This window comes from Streptomyces sp. WAC03905 (genome assembly GCF_057371075.1).
This window is the reverse complement of record NZ_JBXYDZ010000003.1, coordinates 3,463,000-3,482,045: the sequence shown is the minus strand read 5'-3', so window position 1 is coordinate 3,482,045 and position 19,046 is coordinate 3,463,000. Positions and strand designations below refer to the sequence as shown.

Below are 19,046 nucleotides of genomic sequence, written 5' to 3'. Positions count from 1 at the left end.
GGGTGCTGCCGTTGCCCGGGAGGGTCACTCGTCGACGAGGCTGGTGCTGTCGGAGAACTGCGCCAGCCGGAACACCACGAACTCGGCGGGCTTGACCGGCGACACGCCGATCTCACAGACCACGCGGCCCTGGTCGATGGACTCCTGCGGGTTGTTGTCGCGGTCGCACTTGACGTAGAACGCCTCCGCCGCCGTACGGCCGAACAGGGCGCCGCGGCGCCACTCCTCGGTCAGGAACGCGGTGACGTTGCGCCGGATGCTGGACCAGAGCCGGTCGTCGTTCGGCTCGAAGACCACCCACTGGGTGCCCAGGAGGATGGACTCCTCCAGGTAGTTGAAGAGGCGGCGCACGTTCAGGTAGCGCCAGGCCGGGTCGGAGGAGAGGGTGCGCGCGCCCCAGATCCGGATGCCGCGGCCGGGGAAGGCCCGTACGCAGTTCACGCCGATCGGGTTGAGCAGGTCCTGCTCGCCCTTGCTCAGGCGCAGCTCCAGGTCGACCGCGCCGCGGATCACCTCGTTGGCCGGTGCCTTGTGCACTCCGCGTTCGGCGTCGCTGCGCGCCCACACACCGGCGATGTGGCCGCTCGGCGGGACGGTCGTGTTGCGGCCGGCGGCCGGGTCGAAGACCCGCACCCACGGGTAGTAGAGGGTGGCGTAGCGGGAGTCGTAGCCCGCCTCGTCGTTGCGCCAGGTGCGCACCTGCTGGGCGGAGAGGCCGGGCGGGGTGTCGAGGACGGCCACCCGGTCGCCCATCTGCTCGCAGTGGGAGATCACCGCGAGCTGCACGGTGCGCACGCCCTCGGCGTCGATGTCGCCGCGCTCGTAGGCGCTCATCAGGTCCGGGACCGCGACCATGGTGATCTCGTCGATGGTCTCCAGGCCGGCGAAACCGGTGCGGGCGGCCGCGTCGCCGACGTACTCGGCCGGGTCGAGCCGTGCCACGGTGCCGTTGCCGGTCGCGGTGGGCACGGCGGCCGGGGCGTCGGGCAGGGCCACGGTCTGGCCGGCGGGCCGGGTCTGGGACGCGGACCGCTGCTCGGTGACCTCGATCAGCTTCGAGGCGCGGGCCTGGGTGACGAGGTAGCCCTTGACGTTCTTGCGGGCGGAGACCTCGAAGGTCTCGGCGACCTGCTCGCCCTGGCGGACGAGGAGCTTGAAGCGGTCCTCGGGCGGGTTCTCCCCGTCCGCGTCGGCGATCTCCACGGACACGCCGGTGACGCCCGGGCGGGCCGTGATCAGGAAGCCGCCGAGCTCGACGGGTGCCGCGGCGCGCGGCTGGGGGACCGTGCCCGCGGTGGCCGGGGCGGCGGAGGCGTCGGCGCGGTCGGAGCCGCCGATGCGGACGACGTACGCGGCGCCGCCGCCGTTGGCGAAGTAGCCGTATACGGCGTGGGGCAGGTAGGTGCCCTCGGTGAAGCCGCCGAAGTGCTGGGAGTACTGGTCCCAGCTGGTGACCAGCGTCGGTTCGTGGAAGGGCCCGCTCTGGGCGAACCCGACGAACGCGGCGACGGCGGTGCCGACCCCTTCGATCGGGCGAGCACCGGACTGCACCTCCTCCACGTACACGCCCGGGGTGAGGTACGTCGGCATGCTCGCTCCTTCGTCACGGCTTGCAATCAGGTCTGGTCACAGCCTCGTGCGCGGGAGCGTGGGGTGGGAGGGGCGTGCGGACCTGGTCAGGGGCAAGTGCGCTGCCCTCGACGTCATGTGCGCCGTGCCGCCCGGGCAGCGCGTCCGCCCCGGCGGGGCTCACACGTCCGTGACCTGGCCCAGGTACGGTCCGAACTCGCCCTCCAGGACCAGGCGTCCGAGCTTGCGGTACTCCTGGGCGACGGCGGTCATCACCTGGCGCATGGTCAGCGCCCCGCCGGCGGCGGCCGCGAAGTAGGCGGCCGTCACCGCGCAGGACCGGATGGAGCCGCCGGCCAGTTCGAACCGGTCGGCGCAGAAGCCCAGGTCGACGTCGTCGGCCCGGGGCAGCCGGTCGCCCAGGCAGCGTTCCCACAGGGCGCGGCGCTGAACGGCGTCGGGTACCGGGAAGTCCGCGATCACGTCGAGGCGGCGGGTGAACGCCTCGTCGAGGTTGGCCCGCAGGTTCGTCGTCAGCACGGCGATCCCGTCGAAGGACTCCATCCGCTGGAGCAGGTAGGCCGACTCCATGTTGGCGTGCTTGTCGTGGGAGTCCTTCACGTCCGAGCGCTTGCCGAAGATCGCGTCGGCCTCGTCGAAGAGCAGCACCGCGTTGACCGCCGACGCCTCCGTGAAGATCCGTTCGAGGTTCTTCTCGGTCTCGCCGACGTACTTGTCGACGACCGTGGACAGGTCCACCACGTACAGGTCCATGCCCAGGTCTGCGGCCACCACCTCGGCGGACATGGTCTTGCCGGTGCCGGAGGAGCCCGCGAACAGGGCGATCACGCCGCGTCCGCGGCCGCCGCCCGGGCGCATGCCCCACTGGCCGAGCACCTGGTCGCGGTGGCGTGCGCGGACCGCGAGTTCGCGCAGCCGGCGGTGGGTGGGGGCGGGCAGCACCAGGTCGTCCCAGCCCACGGCGGGCTCCACCCGGCGGGCGAGGCGGGCCAGGCCCGCGCCGTTCTGGGCCCGTACGGCGGCGCGCAGGTCGGCGGGGGAGACGGGGCGGCCGTCGAGCGAGGCGGTGCGCGAGGCGGTGTCGGCGGCGCGCCGCAGCTGCCCGGCGTCGAGGCGGTGTGCGGACACGGACAGCGCGAGCGCTTCCGCACCGGCTTCTCCTGCTTCTCCGGCTTCTCCTGCCTCTCCGGTCCTACCGGCCTCTCCGGCCGCACCGTGCTCGGCGACGGCCCGTTCCAGCGCGTGCCGCCAGCGCACCGCCTGCCGGTCGGGGGAGGGGGCCGCCACCGTCAGGGAGACGGGGGTGACGGCCGCCCAGGCGGGCTCCCAGCCGCCCGTGCCGTGCGTGAACAGGGGGACGCCGCGCAGCGCCGTGCACAGCGTGCGCAGGACGTGGGCCCGCTCGTCGGGCTTGTCGGGCAGTTCCTCCAGCGGCCCGAGCAGCACTCCGGCGCCCAGCAGCCGGGCCTCGCGCGCGGCGGCGCGGGCCAGCGCGGGCAGGGCGCGGGCGCGGTGGGTCAGCGCGGCGGGGTCCAGGACGAGGGGGCGCAGCCCGCCGGCCCGCAGGGCTGCGGCGGCCAGCCCCTCGGGGTCCCCGCCACGGGTGCGCAGGTGGACGTGGCCGGTGCCGCTCAGGGCCGCGGCGGCCGCCCGGTGCAGTTCGCCCGGGTCGACGGCCGGGTCGTCGGCGGCCTCGCCGAGCACCTCGGCCAGCCGCGGATCGGGCGCGGCGTCGCCGAGCAGGTGGGCGGTGACCCGGTCCGGTACGGCCAGCACCCGGGACAGGGGCGGCCGTTCGGGCTCGGTGACCTCCAGCAGGCCGCCCTCCACGAGCGGCGCTCCGGGAGCGAGGCGGAAGCGTGCGGCGGCGACCCGGGCGCGGCCGCACAGTTCGAGGGCGAGCCCCACGGTGGGCCGACGGCGCGTCAGGTCGTCGTTGAGGTAGCCGTAGAGCTTCTCGAACCGGGCGTCCAGGTCCGGGGCGAGGGCGACCAGGAGCAGGTCCAGGTCCAGCGGTTCCAGGCCGAAGCGCGTGGCGAGGACGTCCAGCGGTGACCCGGGCGGCGGCGGGCCGGCCGGGGCGAGCGCGGGCAGGTCCGGCGCTGCTTCCCCGTCCAGGATCCGGGCGACCGCCTCGGGCGTCAGGTACTGGCCCCGGTAGGGGTCGTCGGGGTCGGGGTCGACGGCGCGCCGCCGGTCCACGGCCAGCCGGACCCGTTCCTCGACGACCCGGAGCCGTGCCCACAGGTGGGGGAGGTCCCCGTCGGCGGCCCGGTGCGGTGCCGGGGACGGCGGGGACGGGAGGGTGTGCGTCACGGCTGGCGTTCTCCTCGTCGCCGGCGGGCGGGGGCCTTGGGCCGTTCCCGGGATCCGCCGAAGCCTTCCGGTCCCGGTGCGTCCAGCTCGACGTAGCGCAGCCGGCGCCGGCTCCCGCCGTCGTCGCCGTCCGGTCCGCTCTGCGGTACGGAGTTCACCACGAGGCCCTGGGTGACGGGCGGGGCGGTGACCGTGCTGATGCCGGCCAGCGGGGCCTTCACGCGCAGCCCGAGGGACGGCTTGAGTTCGCCGCCCAGCGCCGACCACACGTCGGAGGCGGCCGGCGCGTCCATGCCGGTGCCGCCCGCGTCCACGTCCACGAGCAGCCCCAGGTCGGCGAGGGTGCCGGTGAGCAGCCGCGGCGGCAGCGTGTCGGTGTTCACCAGGCAGGACAGCACCTGTGACAGCAGCCGGTGCTCGTCCTGCGGCCGGCCGGCCCAGGCGGTGACCAGGTACGTCAGCTCGAACCAGCGCGGCGGGGTGCGGCGGGCGACGACGAAGCCGTCCGCGTCGTACACCTCGCCCGCGCCGCTGCCGCGCCGGGTCGGGTCCTCCCGGATGTCGTACAGGAACACGCAGACGGTGGGCGCGCTGCGGCGGGCCGCCCAGTCACGGGTGGGCGCGTCGAAGACGACCTCGATGCCCGACGCCTCCAGGCCGGACTCCGCCAGCAGCCGCCGCAGTCCTTCGTCGACCTCGTGGATCACCGGCGGGCCACCTCGTCGGGCGGCTGCACGGTGCCGTTGACGACGAGGAAGTCGGTCTGCACCGGGGAGAAGCCGGGGCCGCTCGCGATGATGACGCGCGGCCCGGTCTGGTCCTTGGCGAGGATCAGCAGCTGGCCGATGAACGTGCCGTCGGCCTGCGGGAGGGTCGGCGCGGCCGCGGCCGTGATGCCGGGCTTCCACGTGAACCGCACCGGCGCGCCGGGCGGGAAGTCCTCGCCGCGCACCGAGGTGACGAAGCCGGGCCGGCCGATGGGCGGGACGGCGACGATGCGCGGCTGGAGGATGCGCAGTTGCTGCTGGGCGGTGTTGTCGCCGGGGTCGGCGTCCGTGCCGGTGGTGGTGAGGTTCGCGGTGACCTGGCCGGTGAGCGCCTTGTCGGGGCTCAGGACGACCCGCAGGACGGTGCGGGCGCCCGGTGCCAGGTCCGGAAGGGTGCACGTCCAGTTCCGGTCGCAGCCCGGCGGCGGGCCGTCGTGGGGGACGCCCTGGGGCAGGCCGATGCGCAGCCGCAGGCCGGTGGCCAGGGCGCTGCGGCCGTTGGCGACGGTGTAGGTGACGACGACGCGGCCGCCGACGTAGCCGGGGTTCGGCTGCGCGGTGATGCTCACGCCGGGGCCGGCCTCGGGTGCGGGCGGCTGCGGTGCGGGCGTGGGCGTCGTGGGCGGGGTCGTGGGCGGGGTCGGCGTCGGGGTGGGCGGGGTCGGCGTCGGCTTCGGCGGTACGGGGGCCTCGCGCACCGGCACCACGGTCCGGCCGGCGTTGTCGCTGGGGCGGGGGTCGAGGACGGTACCGGTGACCGACCACTCCACGGGCTGCTCGCCCGGGGTGACACCGGTCAGGGTGGCGGTCACCGGGACGGTGGTGCCGGGGCGCACCACGCCCAGGGTGCAGGTCAGCGCGGCGGCGTCGCAGGTGGCGCCGGGCGCGGTGAGCGCGGTGACGCCCACGCCGAGCGGGGGTACGACGGTCAGCCGGGTGCCGGGGGAGGCGGCCGGGCCGTGGTTGACGACGTCCACCCGGACGGTGGACGAGCCGCCGACGGTCAGCGGCGGGGTCTTCGCGGGCGCCCGTACCGCGAGGTCCACCGACTGCTGGACTGCGGGCTCCTTCTGACGGCCCGGCAGGCCGGTGACGAGCAGGTTGTGCGCGCCGGTCGCCACGTCCACCAGCTTCAGCTTCTCCGGGCTGTTGACGGCCCGGGAGCCGCGCCCGGTGAGCACCAGGCTCTTGCCGTCGGCGGTCCAGGCGGCGTCACGGGGCTGGAAGGGGCCGGAGCCGGTGGTCTCGGGCAGTTCGCGGCCGCAGGCGCCGGGCTTGTCGCGGGCGGCGTCGGGCAGCAGGACCCGGCAGGTGCCGCCGTCGGCGGAGGCCAGCAGGATGCCGCTGCGCTCGTCGACGCGGCCGCCGCCGTTCTTGCGGTTGAAGGCGATGGTGGTGCCGTCCGGGGAGAAGGCCGGGCTGTCGTCGATGACGTCGCAGGCGCCGGGGCACAGGGTGGCGCTGAGGTCGCGCTGCCGGTCCAGGTGATCGACGGGCACGGTCCAGATGTGCTTGTTGCCGCCGTGGCCGTTGATCACCAGGTTGCGGGTGAAGGCGAGGGTGGTGCCGTCGGAGGACCACGTGGGCTGGGCGTCGCCGCCGCGGGGCTGGTCCGCGGGCGGGGTGATCTCGCTGCGGATCGCGCCGGTGGCGGCGTCGGCGATCAGGATGCGTCCGGGGCCCGCGGCCTGGCCGACGCCGCCGGGCGAGGTGCGCGTGAAGGCGAGGAACCTGCCGTCGGGGGAGAAGGTGGGGTCGGTGTCCCAGTCCTTGGGGCCGCGGCCGGCGAGCGGCAGGGGCGAAGGATCGGTCCCGTCGGCGTCCGCCGTCCAGATCCGCAGGACACGGGCGTCGGGCTTGCCCTCGAAGCGGGTCACCACGATCCTGCGCCCGTCGGGCGTGTAGGACTGCCGCTCCGTCCACGGGTCGTGGCCCGGGGCCGGCTGGAACAGCGGGTCCTTGGCCGGGTCGGTGTTGGTGTCGGCCGCCGGGTCCTCGTCGAGGATGGGCAGGCCCAGGTCGCGGGGGTCGGAGCCGTCCGACCGCGCGTCCTGCAGGGTCACGGCGTGCGGGCCGGCCGCCGAGATCCGCTCGACGACGGCGCCGCCGCCCTTGAGGGGGCCGAGCCAGGTGGCCGAGGTGATCTCGCGGTTCTCGCTGTAGACGAGCTGCGGGGTGTCCGCCGAGTGCGCGGGCACCTGGAAGACGTGGTCCCAGTCGCCCTTGCAGTCGCAGGTGCGGTCCGGGCTGAGGAACAGCAGGCCGTTCCCGTCGGGCAGCCAGGCTGCCCCCCGGGTGCGCCAGTCGGCCTGCTTGCCGGCCAGCAGCGGGCCGCCGGCGCGGCCGTTCGTCCACCGCAGGCGGGGCCCGGAGGGCCCGGTGGCGGTGTAGGCGACGATGTCGCGGTTGGTGGCGTCGTCCACCGGGTTCCACACCGGCTCGGTGGCCGGGCCGCCCGCCGGGTCGGTGAGCCGGGTGGCGGCGCCGCCGCGCAGGGGGCGTACGTAGACCTGCCGGCCGGCGGCCGGGTCGCCGTCGGAGGAGTACGCCATGCGGGCGCCCTCCGGGGAGACGGTGGGGTGCTCCTCGTTCGCGGGGGTGTCGGTCAGCCGGGTCAGGCCGGTGCCGTCGGTGCGCACCAGCCACAGGTCGCGCTGGACGCCGCCGGCCGCGGCGCGCTGCGCCGAGTCGAAGACGACGGACCGCCCGTCGGGCGTCAGCCGCGGGTTGCCCGCGTCCATGCCGCTGGTCAGCCGGCGTACCGAGCCGTCCGCGGAGCGCAGGTAGACCTGCGGGTTCTTCTCGTCGCGCCGGCTGGCGAAGACGAGCTGGTCGCCGAGGGCGGCGGGCTGGACGTCGAGGTGGACCGGGCCGTCACCGAAGAGCGGGGTGCTGGTGTCGGACTTGCCGCTCACCACCCGCCCCAGGCTGCGGTGGCGCGTACCGGCGTACGCGACCCGGCTGTCACCCGCGTCGGCCGCCACGGGCCGTGCCCCGGCCTCGCCCGGTCCGGCGGCCGCCGTCACCGCGAGCAAGGGCGCCAGCAGCAGCATCGACGCGCCGGCCCTCCCCCAGCGGTGTCGCCGACTGCCGGACCCATCCGTGCTCCTCACGGCCCACCTCTCAGTCCGGTCCAGCATGCTGCCTGTCACCCCGCCACCCTGCGGCCGGGACCTGTGCGCGCGGCAGGGCCGTGGGGCCGGATGCGGGGGAAGCGTGCGGTGCGCTTTCGGGCAGTGGCGGGCGGCCGTCCCCGCCCGCCACCGTCCGTCCGTCCGTCCGGTCAGATCAGCCCGTTGCGCAGGGCGTAGCCGACCGCGTGCGTCCGGTTGCGCAGCTGCAGCCGCGTGATGACCTCGTGCAGGACGTTCTTGACGGTCCGTTCGGAGTACGAGGTCTTGCGTGCGATCTCAGCGGTGTCCAGGCCCTCCGACACCAGGCGCAGCATGTCCGCCTCGCGGGAGGTCAGGGTGGACAGGGACACGGAGCGCGGGTCGAGCGCGGAGCGCTGGAGGCTGCCCACGTGGTCGAGGAGTTTCGCGAGGAGGTCGCCGGGCAGGACGCCCTCGCCGTTGGCTATCGCCAGCACCAGCCGCAGCAGCCGGTCCTGGTCGGCCTCGGCGCGCCGCAGCACCGCGCTGACCCCGCATTCGATGGCGCGCTGCAGGGCGTCACCGGATTCGAAGGTGCCGACCACGAGCCCGGTGCGGGTGTCGGGGTTGTGCCGCAGCCGGTACAGCAGTGCGGCGGTCTCGTCGTCCACGCTGTCGACGGTCACCAGCGACACCTGCGCGGTGTCGGCGTCCGTGTCGGGGACGAGTTCGATCTCGGGGCGTTGGCGCAGCTGGTGGACGACCCCGACGCGCAGGATCGGGTCCGACGCGTACACGGCCACGGTCACCCGCCGGCCGGTTCTGCGTGCCGGGGCCGGGATGGAGGGCTGGGACGTGCCGGTGTGGGACGTGAGGACGGGGCTGGTGGTGTCAGCGCAGCGCATGTGTCGTACCTGTTCCGTGATGCGAAGGTGGGGTAACGGAATTGGCCGGCCCGGTCGGATCTCGACGCTGAGACCCAACCGATGTCCGTACATGAGGAGTTGAAGAGTCCGTGGGGGCACCCGGACTGCCCGGGGCCTTGCCCCCGCGTCCGTGGGGGCGGCGGGGGCGGCGGCGTAGCGTCGTGGCGTGACATCCCCAGCTGCATCTCCCAGCCCTGGCGCGCCCGTCCTCGACATCGAGCCGGTGTCGGTGATGCCGGGCGGTACCGCCACCACGAGCCTGACCGTCCGCAACGACAGCGACATCGTCGAGGCGTACCGCCTGGAGGTCGTCGGCGACTGCGCTGCCTGGACCACGGTGGAGCCCGAGCGCGTGTCGCTGTATCCGGGTACCTCGGAAACGGTGACGATCCGTCTGGCGCCACCCCGCTCGCCCCAGGTGCGTGCCGGGGACGTGCCGCTCGGCGTGCGCGTGCTGCCGACCGAGCAGCCCGAGGCGGTCCGGGTGCCCGAGACCACCGTGCACGTCGAGGAGTTCCGGGAGCTCAGGGCAGAGAGCGCTCCCAAACGCCGCCGCGGCTGGCTCCGCGGGCGCTACCGCATCGCGGTGCGCAACGAGGGGAACTCCCCGGTGCGGGTGGGCTTCACGCCCGCGCAGCCCGGTGAGGACCTGAGGTTCGACTTCGCCCCGGCCACGCTGAAGCTGGAGCCGGGCGAGTCCGCCGAGGTGGTGCTCAAGGTCCGCGCCGGTGGTCCGGTGTGGTTCGGAGCCCCCGTGACCTGGCCGTTCACCGTCGAGGTGGCCGAGGCCGAGGAGGGCGAGGACGGCAACGCCGCCGCGGCCCGCCCCGCGCCGGAGACCGTACGGGCGCCGCTGGAGGTGGAGTTCGTACAGATCCCGATCTTCCCGACGTGGCTGCTCGCGGTGCTGGCCGCGCTGCTCGCGCTGCTGCTGGCCTGGTTCATGCTGGTGCGCCCCGCCGTGCGGAGCACCGCCAAGGAGGCCGCCGCCGAGGCGGCCAAGAACCCGGCGCCCGCCGCGGACGGTGCGGGGCAGACCCCGGTGACCGGCGACGGCAAGCAGCCGGGCGGTGGGGGTACGGCCCCGGGCGCCGGGAAGGGCAACCAGCCCGGCGGGAGCGGCGCGACGGGCGGCGGCGGAACCGGTGGCGGCGGGGGCGGGGGCGGGCTGCAGAGCTCGGCCACGATCGACCTGCAGACCGGCGGCGGCCAGTCCAAGACCGGCTCCTACACGGTGCCGGCGGGCAAGGTGTTCGGGATCACGGACCTCGTCGTCGCCAACTTCCAGGGTGACGAGGGCGTGGTGACGATCAACTTCGGCGACCGCAAGATCACGACGATCGCGCTGGAGACGTTCCGCAACCAGGACTACCACTGGGTCACCCCCATCAGCATCACCGAGAGCCAGACTGTGACCGTCCAGGTGACCTGTGCAAAGCCGGGCACGCCGGCCACCGGCCGTCAGGCGCAGGAGTGCCACGAAGTCCTCAACGTGAGTGGTGTGCTGAGCGACCTCAGGTGACCCGAGCGGCACGGACATCGTCCGTCAGGCTCGCCCAGGAACAAAGCGGACCCGCACCGGTCCGTCCGGAAAGTGCTTACCGGACGGACTGGTGACGGGTCGTCGGCATAAGCGCGTTCCGGTGCGGTTACGCCGTTCCACGGCTATTGCCGACCTACTGGACGGTAGTAAGGCAGCCGAAAAAATATGGCTGTAATTCGATCTTCGCTTCGGGCTGCCCGCTTCCCGCTCCCCGCCGCCGTGGGGCCGTGGGTGCGGGCACCGTCATGTTCCGGCCGGGGGCCGCGCCGCCCGAGTGCGCGGAACGTCCGGGATCAGGGCCAGACCAGGCAGTACGGCTGGTGGCCCGCCTCGTGCAGGCGGTGGCTGAAATCCTGCCACTCGTGCAGCAGCTGGTAGACGTTGAAGGCGTCGCTCGGACCGCCGCGGTCCGGGACCGTGGACCAGATGAAGGCGGCCGCGCCCACGGATTCCTCACCGATCCCGCGCAGCGGGTCGACCACCGTCATGGGGAGCTTGACCACCGCGTAGTCGGGGTGGAGGACGACCAGCTCCAGCGGGGGCACCTTGTGCAGGGGTATGCCCTCGATGCCGGTCAGGACCATCGCGGCCACCGTCTCCGGCTTGATCTTGGTGAAGAGGCCGCCCATGCCGAGCTCGTCGCCGCCGAGCTCCTCCGGCCGCATCGTCACCGGGACCCGCGCCGCCGTGGCGCCGTCCGGGGCGCCGAAGTACTTGTACGTCACTCCCATGCCGCGGCCCCTGGGCAGCTCCTCCGGGGCCGTCGTGGGCTCCGGCGCGGCGTCGGCCGCCTCGGTGGCGCGTCGGCGGTGCTTGCCCCGGCGGCGGGCCTCGCGGGCTTCGCGGGCGCGCTGCGGATCGAGGCCGTCCGTACCCTCGCCCGGTCCACCACCGCGTTGCATATCTCCACCCGACTGGTCTTGCTTGCCACGGCCCCGCGTCCCCCGCCACGCAGCCTGATCATCATGGCAGTGACCTCCCCCGCGGCGACGCGGTGAAACGCCCGCCCGCAAGTCTGTCGCGGCCTCTGAGACCATGGCTGGTGTGAGCTACCCGTACCCGTATGAAGCCCCAGTTTCGCAGACGCTCTTCGAGCGCGCCTCCCTCGTGACCCCCGGCGGCGTGAACTCTCCCGTGCGCGCCTTCCGTGCCGTGGGCGGTACGCCCCGGTTCATGGTGTCCGGCACCGGTCCGTACCTCACCGATGCCGACGGCCGCGAGTACGTGGACCTCGTCTGCTCGTGGGGGCCGATGATCCTCGGCCATTCCCACCCCGAGGTGATCGAGGCCGTCCAGGCGGCCGTCGCCCGCGGTACCTCCTTCGGCACGCCCGGTGAGGGCGAGGTGGCGCTCGCCGAGGAGATCGTGGCGCGCATCGAGCCCGTGGAGCAGGTGCGGCTCGTCTCCTCCGGCACCGAGGCGACCATGTCGGCGATCCGACTGGCCCGCGGCTTCACCGGTCGCGCCAAGGTCGTGAAGTTCGCCGGCTGCTACCACGGACACGTGGACGCGCTGCTCGCCGCCGCCGGTTCCGGGCTCGCGACCTTCGCGCTGCCCGACACCCCCGGTGTCACGGGCGCGCAGGCCGGCGACACCATCGTGCTCCCCTACAACGACCTCGAAGCGGTCCGGGCGGCCTTCGCCGCGCACCCGGACGAGATCGCCTGCGTGATCACCGAGGCCGCGCCCGGCAACATGGGCGTCGTCACCCCCGCCGAGGGCTTCAACCAGGGGCTCGCGGACCTCTGCCGCGAGAACGGCGCGCTCTACGTCTCCGACGAGGTCATGACCGGCTTCCGGACCTCCCGGGCCGGCTGGTACGGCGTCGACGGGGTCCGGCCCGACCTGATGACCTTCGGCAAGGTCATGGGCGGCGGCTTCCCGGCCGCGGCCTTCGGTGGCCGTGCCGACGTCATGGGCCACCTCGCCCCCGCCGGGCCCGTCTACCAGGCGGGCACGCTCTCCGGGAACCCCATCGCCACCGCCGCCGGCCTCGCGCAGCTGCGCCTGCTCGACGCGGCCGCGTACGAGAAGGTCGACGCCGTCTCGGCGCAGATCCAGTCGCTGGTCACCGGGGCGCTCGCGAAGGAGGGCGTGGCGCACCGCCTGCAGACCGCGTCCAACATGTTCTCCGTCTTCTTCACGCAGGACGTGGTCCGCGACTACGACGACGCCAAGAAGCAGGAGAGCTTCCGCTTCAACGCGTTCTTCCACTCGATGCTGGCGCAGGGCGTCTACCTGCCGCCGTCCGCCTTCGAGTCCTGGTTCGTCTCCACCGCCCACGACGACAAGGCGATCGAGCGCGTCGCGGCGGCACTGCCGGCCGCCGCCCGAGCCGCCGCGGAGGCCACCGCATGAGCAACGTCGGCCGCGACGAGCAGTCCGACCTCACCGTCGTGCACCTGGTGCGCCACGGCGAGGTGCACAACCCGGACGGGGTCCTGTACGGGCGCCGCGAGGGCTACCACCTCTCCGAGCTGGGCCGCCGGATGGCGGACCGGGTCGCCGAGCACCTCAAGAGCCGGGACATCGCCTACGTGGTGTCCTCCCCGCTGGAGCGGGCGCAGGAGACGGCCGAGCCGATCGCCAAGGCCCACGGGCTGGACCTGGCGACGGACGGGCGGCTGCTGGAGGCGGAGAACGTCTTCGAGGGCAAGACCTTCGGTGTCGGCGACGGCGCCCTGCGCAAGCCCGGCAACTGGAAGCACCTGACGAACCCGTTCAAGCCCTCCTGGGGCGAGCCGTACGTCGAGCAGGTGGTCCGGATGATGAGCGCGCTGGAGGCGGCGCGCGACGCGGCCCGTGGCCGTGAGGCGGTGGCGGTCAGCCACCAGCTGCCGATCTGGATCGTGCGCAGCTTCGCGGAGAAGCGCCGGCTGTGGCACGACCCGCGCCGCCGGCAGTGCACGCTCGCGTCCCTGACGTCCTTCACGTTCCAGGGCGACACGCTCGTGTCGGTGGGCTACAGCGAGCCGGCCCGGGACCTGGTCCCGGTGCACCTGCTGGCCGGTGCCAAGCCGGTGAAGGGCGCGTCCAAGGCGTTCGGCGCCTGATCCAGGTCCCCTCCGGATCGGCTTCGGAGCCGATCCGGGTCTGGTCCGACGGTCTGTTACGGGCCGTTACAAGCCTGTCTCATTAAATACAAGATGCGCGGGAATCACCGTGTCAGCACACATGTCCGGTCAGCTTGTCCGTTTATATGGGCTTTGGCTTGGACGTGTTGACGACGACGGGACGGTGACATGCGCGACAGCAGGGGAGTCAGTCGGAGGGGGCTGCTGGGACTGGGACTTGGCGCCGCGGCCGCGATGGGAGTCGCCGGCTGCGGTCTGCCCGACGTGTCCGGTCCCGGCGCTCCCGGGCCCGTGAAGGACCCGGGGTCCGGCGAGGAGCGCCCGGCCCGGCCCATCGGTGACGGCTCCACCGCCGACACCGGCCCGCAGCCGCACCAGCCCGGCCCGCCGGTGCCGCTCCAGCCGGGCGAGACGCCGCCGCAGTTCGTCGTCTTCAGCTGGGACGGCGCGGGGGAGATCGGCAACGGTCTCTTCCCGCGCTTCCTCAAGCTCGCCAAGGACCACGGCGCGGCCATGACCTTCTTCCTCTCCGGCCTCTACCTGCTGCCCGAGTCCCGGCGGAGCCTCTACCGGCCGCCCAACAACCCGGTCGGCGCCTCGGACATCGGCTACCTGAAGGACGAGAACGTCCGCGCCACCCTGAAGTACGTCCGCGAGGCGTGGCTGGACGGGCACGAGATAGGGACGCACTTCAACGGCCACTTCTGCGGGGGCCCCGGCTCCGTCGCCCGGTGGACCCCCGAGGACTGGCAGAGCGAGATCGACCAGGCCGTGTCCTTCGTCACGAACTGGCGCACCCACACCGGCTTCACCGACGTGGACCCGCTGCCCTTCGACTACCGCAAGGAGCTGACCGGCTCCCGCACCCCCTGCCTGCTGGGCCGGGACAACCTCCTGCCGACCGCCCGGAAGCTGGGCTGGCGCTACGACTCCAGCTCGCCCGGCGGCCTCCAGGTGTGGCCCGTGCGCCGGTCGGGCGTCTGGGACCTGCCGCTGCAGTCCCTGCCCTTCCCGGGGCACTCCTTCGAGGTGCTGTCGATGGACTACAACATCCTCGCCAACCAGTCGAAGCACACCACGCAGGGCGTGCCCGCCAACTACCCCGCCTGGCGCGCCCAGGCCACCGCCACCTACCTCGGTGGCTTCCGCCGGGCCTACGAGACCAACCGCGCACCCCTCTTCATCGGCAACCACTTCGAGGAGTGGAACGGCGGCATCTACATGGACGCGGTCGAGGAGGCACTCAAAGGCATGGCGGACAAAAGGGATGTAAGGCTCGTATCCTTCCGGCAGTTCACCGACTGGCTGGAGGTCCAAAACCCCCAGGTACTCGCCCGCCTGCGCACTCTCGGCCCCGGTCAGGCGCCCACCGGCGGCTGGAACACGTTCCTCACGGCCGCCTGAGCCGTGTGACCATCCTCTGACCAGGGCATTGACAGCGGGGCGGGGGGCGCGGTAGATCGCGGAACCGCTCATGCGAAACTTTTCACATGAGCCTTAGCCGCGCCCCCCGACGCCGCTCGACCGGCGGCCGCGCCCTCCTGCTGACCGCGGTGACCCTCACCGGCGCCCTCACCCTCACGGCGTGCTCCGGGTCGGACAGCGGCAAGCCGACCGGCAGCGGCGGGAACTACGTCACGGGCGCGAAGGGCGTCTCCACCGCCGCCAAGGGCGAGCGCACCGAGGCCCCGGGGCTCGACGGCGAGACCGTCGACGGCAAGACGCTCGACACCACCGCCCTCAAGGGCAAGGTCGTCGTCCTCAACGTGTGGGGCTCCTGGTGCCCGCCGTGCCGAGCCGAGGCCCCGTCCTTCGCGAAGGTCTCCAAGGAACTCGCCGACGCCGGCAAGGACGTCGTCTTCGTGGGCGTCAACGTCCGCGACAACAGCAAGCAGAACGCCGCCTCCTTCGAGGAGACCTTCCAGATCACCTACCCGAGCCTCTACGACCCGGACGGCAAACTGCTGCTGCGCTTCCCCAAGGGCAGCCTCAACCCCAACGCCATCCCGTCCACGCTCGTCCTGGACCGGGAAGGCAGGATCGCGGCGCGCACCCTGGCCCCCCTCAGCGAGGAGCAGCTGCGCTCCATGATCGACCCCGTCCTCGCGGAGCAGTGACCTCGTGGTCCCGTACGTCCTCGCCGCCGAGGCCACCGGTGTCAACGAGACGGTGCTGAACGGCGCTCTGCTCCTCGCGCTGCCGATCGCGCTGCTCGCCGGTCTCGTCTCCTTCTTCTCCCCCTGCGTACTGCCGCTCGTCCCCGGCTACCTCTCCTACGTGACCGGCGTCAGCGGCGCCGACCTCGCCGAGGCCCGCCGCGGGCGGATGCTGGCGGGCGCGCTCCTGTTCATCGCCGGCTTCACCGCCGTCTTCGTCTCCACCGGCGCGCTCTTCGGGTACTTCGGCGAGACCCTCCGGGAGAACAACGAGATCATCTCCCGCGTCCTGGGCGGTGTGGTGATCCTCATGGGCCTCTTCTTCATGGGGGCCATCCCGGGTCTGACGATGCGCGAGTTCCGCTTCCACCGGAAGCCGACGGCGGGCCTGCTCGGCGCGCCGCTGCTCGGCGTGCTCTTCGGCGTCGGCTGGACCCCCTGCATGGGCCCGACCCTCGCCGCCGTCACCACCCTCTCCCTCGACCAGGCGAGCGCCGGCCGCGGCGCCCTGCTGACCGTGGTCTACTGCCTGGGCCTCGGCGTGCCCTTCGTCCTGGCCGCGATCGCCTTCCGCAAGGCGCTCGGCGCGTTCGGCTGGGTGAAGAAGCACTACGCGTGGGTGATGCGCATCGGCGGCGGCATGCTGATCCTGACCGGTCTGCTGCTCGTCACAGGAATGTGGGACAGCATCGTCAGCGACATGCAGAGCTGGACCCAAACCTTCACGGTGGGGATCTGAGGACTTAACGGACATGAGTACGACAGACAAAGCGTCCTCCGGGGCGTCGCACGAGCCCGCCGGGCCCGCCGGGCCCACGGCCGGGGCCGCCGACTCCGGCGACTCCGCCTCCCTCGGCGAGGCGGGCGCCCAGCTCTCCACCGCACCCGTCGAGGACCGCGGTCCCGTCGGCATCGGCGTGATCGGCTGGGTCCGCTGGTTCTGGCGGCAGCTCACCTCCATGCGGGTGGCGCTGATCCTGCTCTTCCTGCTGTCGCTGGGCGCCATCCCCGGCTCCCTCGTGCCGCAGACCAACGTCGACGCGCTCAAGGTCGCCCAGTGGAAGAAGGACCACCCGTCCTTCGTCGGCGTCGCCGATGCGCTCCAGCTCTTCGACGTCTACAGCTCGGTGTGGTTCTCCGCGATCTACCTGCTGCTGTTCGTCTCGCTGATCGGCTGCATCATCCCGCGCGCCTGGCAGTTCGTCGGCCAGCTCCGCGGCCGCCCGCCGGGCGCGCCCAAGCGCCTCGACCGGCTGCCCGCCCACACCACCTGGCGCACCGGGAAGACCCCCGAGGAGGTCCTCGCGTCCGCGAAGGCGCTCCTCGGGGAGCGCCGCTTCCGCACCGAGGCGGGCGGCGACCACGTCGCCGCGGAGAAGGGCTACCTCCGCGAGGCCGGGAACCTGATCTTCCACGTCGCGCTGATCGTGATGCTGGTGGCCTTCGCCTGGGGCCAGTACTTCAAGTCCGAGGGCGGCAAGCTGGTCCTGCGCGGCAGCGGCTTCTCCAACACCCTCACCCAGTACGACGACTTCAAGCCCGGCACGCTCTTCCACCCGGACGACCTGCCGCCGTTCAGCTTCACGCTGGACCGTTTCGACGCCACCTACGAGATGTCCGGGCCGCAGCGGGGCACCCCGCGCGACTTCAAGGCGTACGTCACCTTCCGCGACGGCGCGCACGGCGCACCGCAGAAGCGCGAGATCCAGGTCAACAAGCCCCTGGAGGTCGACGGGTCCAAGATCTACCTGCTCGGCCACGGCTACGCGCCCGTCATCTCCGTGACCGACCCCACCGGGAAGGTGATCTACAAGGACGCCGTCCCGGTCCTCCCGCAGGACGGCAACCTCACCTCCACCGGAGCGATCAAGGTCACCGACGGCTACAAGGACAAGGACGGCAAGAGCGAGCAGCTCGGTTTCAACGCCGTCTTCGTCCCGACCTTCGCCGGCGAGGGCATGGGCACGATGTTCTCGCAGTTCCCCGCCCCCCTGAACCCCAAGCTCATGCTCAACGCCTTCCACGGCAGCCTCGGGGTGGACTCGGGCCTGCCGCAGAACGTCTACCGGCTCGACACCACCAAGCTGGTGCCGTTCACGGACGGGTCGGGCCAGCAGTTCAAGCAGAAGCTGGCGCCCGGCGACACGATGACCCTGCCGAACGGCGCGGGCACCGTGAAGTTCGAGGGCATCGAGCGGTGGGCCACCTTCTCCGTCACCCACCAGCCCGGCAGCGGCCTCGCCCTCGCGGGCGCGATCGCCGCCATCGCGGGCCTCGCCGGATCGCTGTTCATCCAGCGCCGCCGGATCTGGGTCCGCGCGGTGACCGGCAAGGACGGCGTCACCGTCGTCGAGATGGCGGGCCTGGGCCGCAGCGAGTCCGCCCGGCTCCCCGAGGAACTGGCGGACCTCGCCGCCACGCTGCACCAGCAGGCGCCGAGCGCGCCCACCGCACCGGACGCACCACGAGTCGAAGAAACCCCTGAAGGAGAGCGCGGATGACGCCGCTCGCAGCCGCAGCCAACGAGAACCTGGCTCAGATCAGCAACTACCTGATCTATTCGTCGATGGCGGTCTACACGCTCGCCTTCTTCGCGCACATCGCCGAGTGGACCTTCGGCAGCCGCAGCAAGGTGGCCCGCACGGCCGCCGCGCTCACCGGGACCGAGGCCGCCCCGGCCCCGGCGGTGCAGGTCCGCGGCAAGGGCGGGGCCACCGCGGTCCTGGACCGGCCGAAGGTCACCACCCGCTCCGGCGCCGGCACCCGTGACGTCCCGGACGGCCCCGGCGCCGCCGGCGGCACCGTGCAGGGCGACCTGTACGGCCGGATCGCGGTCTCGCTGACCGCGCTCGCCTTCCTCGTCGAGGCGGCCGGAGTCGTCGCCCGCGCGATGTCGGTCGAGCGGGCCCCCTGGGGCAACATGTACGAGTTCTCGATCACCTTCTCCACGGTGGCCGTCGGCGCGTACCTGGCGCTCCTGGCGCTGAAGAAGAACGTCCGCTGGATGGGCCTGATCCTGGTCACGACCGTCCTGCTGGACCTCGGGATCGCCGTCACCTGGCTCTACACCGACAGCGACCAGCTGGTCCCGGCCCTGCACTCGTACTGGCTGTGGATCCACGTCTCCACCGCCATCTTCTGCGGCGCCGTCTTCTACCTGGGCGCGGCCGGCGCGGTCCTCTACCTCTTCCGCGACGCCTACGAGGGCAAGCTCGCCGGTGGCGGCAAGCCCGGCCGGATCACCACCTCCATCCTGGAGCGGATGCCGTCCGCGGCCTCGCTGGACAAGTTCTCCTACCGCATCAACGCGGCCGTCTTCCCGCTGTGGACCTTCACGATCATCGCGGGCGCGATCTGGGCCGGCGACGCCTGGGGCCGCTACTGGGGCTGGGACCCCAAGGAGGTCTGGTCCTTCGTGACCTGGGTGGCGTACGCCGCCTACCTGCACGCCCGCGCCACCGCCGGCTGGAAGGGCCGCAAGGCCGCCTACCTGGCGCTCTTCGCCTTCGCCTGCTGGATCTGGAACTACTACGGCGTGAACATCCTGCTCAGCGGCAAGCACTCGTACGCGGGCGTCTGACC

The 19,046-nt window shown here is 72.9% G+C and carries 14 protein-coding genes; 8 read left to right on the top strand and 6 right to left on the bottom strand.

Annotation, left to right across the window (positions count from 1 at the left end; genetic code table 11):
• Positions 1 to 24: 24 nt before the first annotated feature.
• From AC2RP6_RS18140 to AC2RP6_RS18120, 5 genes are all read right to left on the bottom strand, one after another.
• Positions 25 to 1,590, bottom strand: coding sequence for a phage tail sheath family protein (locus AC2RP6_RS18140; protein ID WP_486447137.1), 1,566 nt, complete (start codon positions 1,588 to 1,590; stop codon positions 25 to 27).
• Positions 1,591 to 1,749: 159 nt separating this feature from the next.
• Complete coding sequence (locus AC2RP6_RS18135; RefSeq protein WP_486447136.1) at positions 1,750 to 3,906, bottom strand: ATP-binding protein; 2,157 nt, start codon at positions 3,904 to 3,906, stop codon at positions 1,750 to 1,752.
• Positions 3,903 to 4,613: a Pvc16 family protein gene (locus AC2RP6_RS18130; protein ID WP_486447135.1), complete on the bottom strand. Its 711-nt coding sequence runs from the start codon at positions 4,611 to 4,613 to the stop codon at positions 3,903 to 3,905. The genes AC2RP6_RS18135 and AC2RP6_RS18130 overlap by 4 nt, the downstream gene beginning before the upstream one ends.
• Positions 4,610 to 7,726 carry a hypothetical protein gene (locus AC2RP6_RS18125; protein ID WP_486447134.1) on the bottom strand — a complete coding sequence of 1,039 codons (3,117 nt, stop codon included), beginning with the start codon at positions 7,724 to 7,726 and terminating at the stop codon, positions 4,610 to 4,612. Before AC2RP6_RS18125 ends, AC2RP6_RS18130 begins: the two co-directional genes overlap by 4 nt.
• 230 nt (positions 7,727 to 7,956) lie before the next feature.
• Positions 7,957 to 8,670, bottom strand: a complete 714-nt coding sequence (locus tag AC2RP6_RS18120; RefSeq protein WP_486447133.1) for a helix-turn-helix transcriptional regulator — start codon at positions 8,668 to 8,670, stop codon at positions 7,957 to 7,959.
• 187 nt (positions 8,671 to 8,857) lie between these two features.
• Here AC2RP6_RS18120 and AC2RP6_RS18115 point away from each other — a divergent pair, with 187 nt between their 5' ends.
• Positions 8,858 to 10,213: a COG1470 family protein gene (locus AC2RP6_RS18115; protein ID WP_486447132.1), complete on the top strand. Its 1,356-nt coding sequence runs from the start codon at positions 8,858 to 8,860 to the stop codon at positions 10,211 to 10,213.
• Between the two features lie 314 nt (positions 10,214 to 10,527).
• Here AC2RP6_RS18115 and AC2RP6_RS18110 read toward each other — a convergent pair whose 3' ends face one another.
• Positions 10,528 to 11,136: a hypothetical protein gene (locus AC2RP6_RS18110; RefSeq protein ID WP_486447131.1), complete on the bottom strand. Its 609-nt coding sequence runs from the start codon at positions 11,134 to 11,136 to the stop codon at positions 10,528 to 10,530.
• 133 nt (positions 11,137 to 11,269) lie between these two features.
• On the opposite strand from AC2RP6_RS18110, the gene hemL reads away from it, so the two are divergent.
• The 7 genes from hemL (at position 11,270) to ccsB (ending at position 19,044) form a co-directional block, all read left to right on the top strand.
• On the top strand, positions 11,270 to 12,592 hold the full coding sequence (hemL, locus tag AC2RP6_RS18105; RefSeq protein WP_486447130.1) for a glutamate-1-semialdehyde 2,1-aminomutase: 1,323 nt from the start codon (positions 11,270 to 11,272) through the stop codon (positions 12,590 to 12,592).
• The gene (locus AC2RP6_RS18100; protein ID WP_486447129.1) at positions 12,589 to 13,287 is read left to right on the top strand and encodes a histidine phosphatase family protein; all 699 of its coding nucleotides are present in this window, start codon (positions 12,589 to 12,591) and stop codon (positions 13,285 to 13,287) included. Before hemL ends, AC2RP6_RS18100 begins: the two co-directional genes overlap by 4 nt.
• 189 nt (positions 13,288 to 13,476) lie before the next feature.
• Entirely contained in the window at positions 13,477 to 14,712 is a 1,236-nt protein-coding gene (locus AC2RP6_RS18095) for a polysaccharide deacetylase family protein (RefSeq protein WP_486447128.1), read from the top strand.
• A gap of 86 nt (positions 14,713 to 14,798) precedes the next feature.
• Positions 14,799 to 15,425: a TlpA family protein disulfide reductase gene (locus AC2RP6_RS18090; RefSeq protein WP_486447127.1), complete on the top strand. Its 627-nt coding sequence runs from the start codon at positions 14,799 to 14,801 to the stop codon at positions 15,423 to 15,425.
• Positions 15,426 to 15,429: 4 nt separating this feature from the next.
• On the top strand, positions 15,430 to 16,203 hold the full coding sequence (locus tag AC2RP6_RS18085; RefSeq protein WP_486447126.1) for a cytochrome c biogenesis CcdA family protein: 774 nt from the start codon (positions 15,430 to 15,432) through the stop codon (positions 16,201 to 16,203).
• Between the two features lie 13 nt (positions 16,204 to 16,216).
• Positions 16,217 to 17,965 (top strand): cytochrome c biogenesis protein ResB, encoded by a 1,749-nt coding sequence (gene resB / locus AC2RP6_RS18080; RefSeq protein ID WP_486447125.1) that lies wholly within the window; start codon positions 16,217 to 16,219, stop codon positions 17,963 to 17,965.
• A complete protein-coding gene (gene ccsB, locus AC2RP6_RS18075) occupies positions 17,962 to 19,044 on the top strand; it encodes a c-type cytochrome biogenesis protein CcsB (RefSeq protein WP_486447124.1) in 1,083 nt (360 codons plus the stop codon). The genes resB and ccsB overlap by 4 nt, the downstream gene beginning before the upstream one ends.
• Positions 19,045 to 19,046 lie beyond the last annotated feature (2 nt).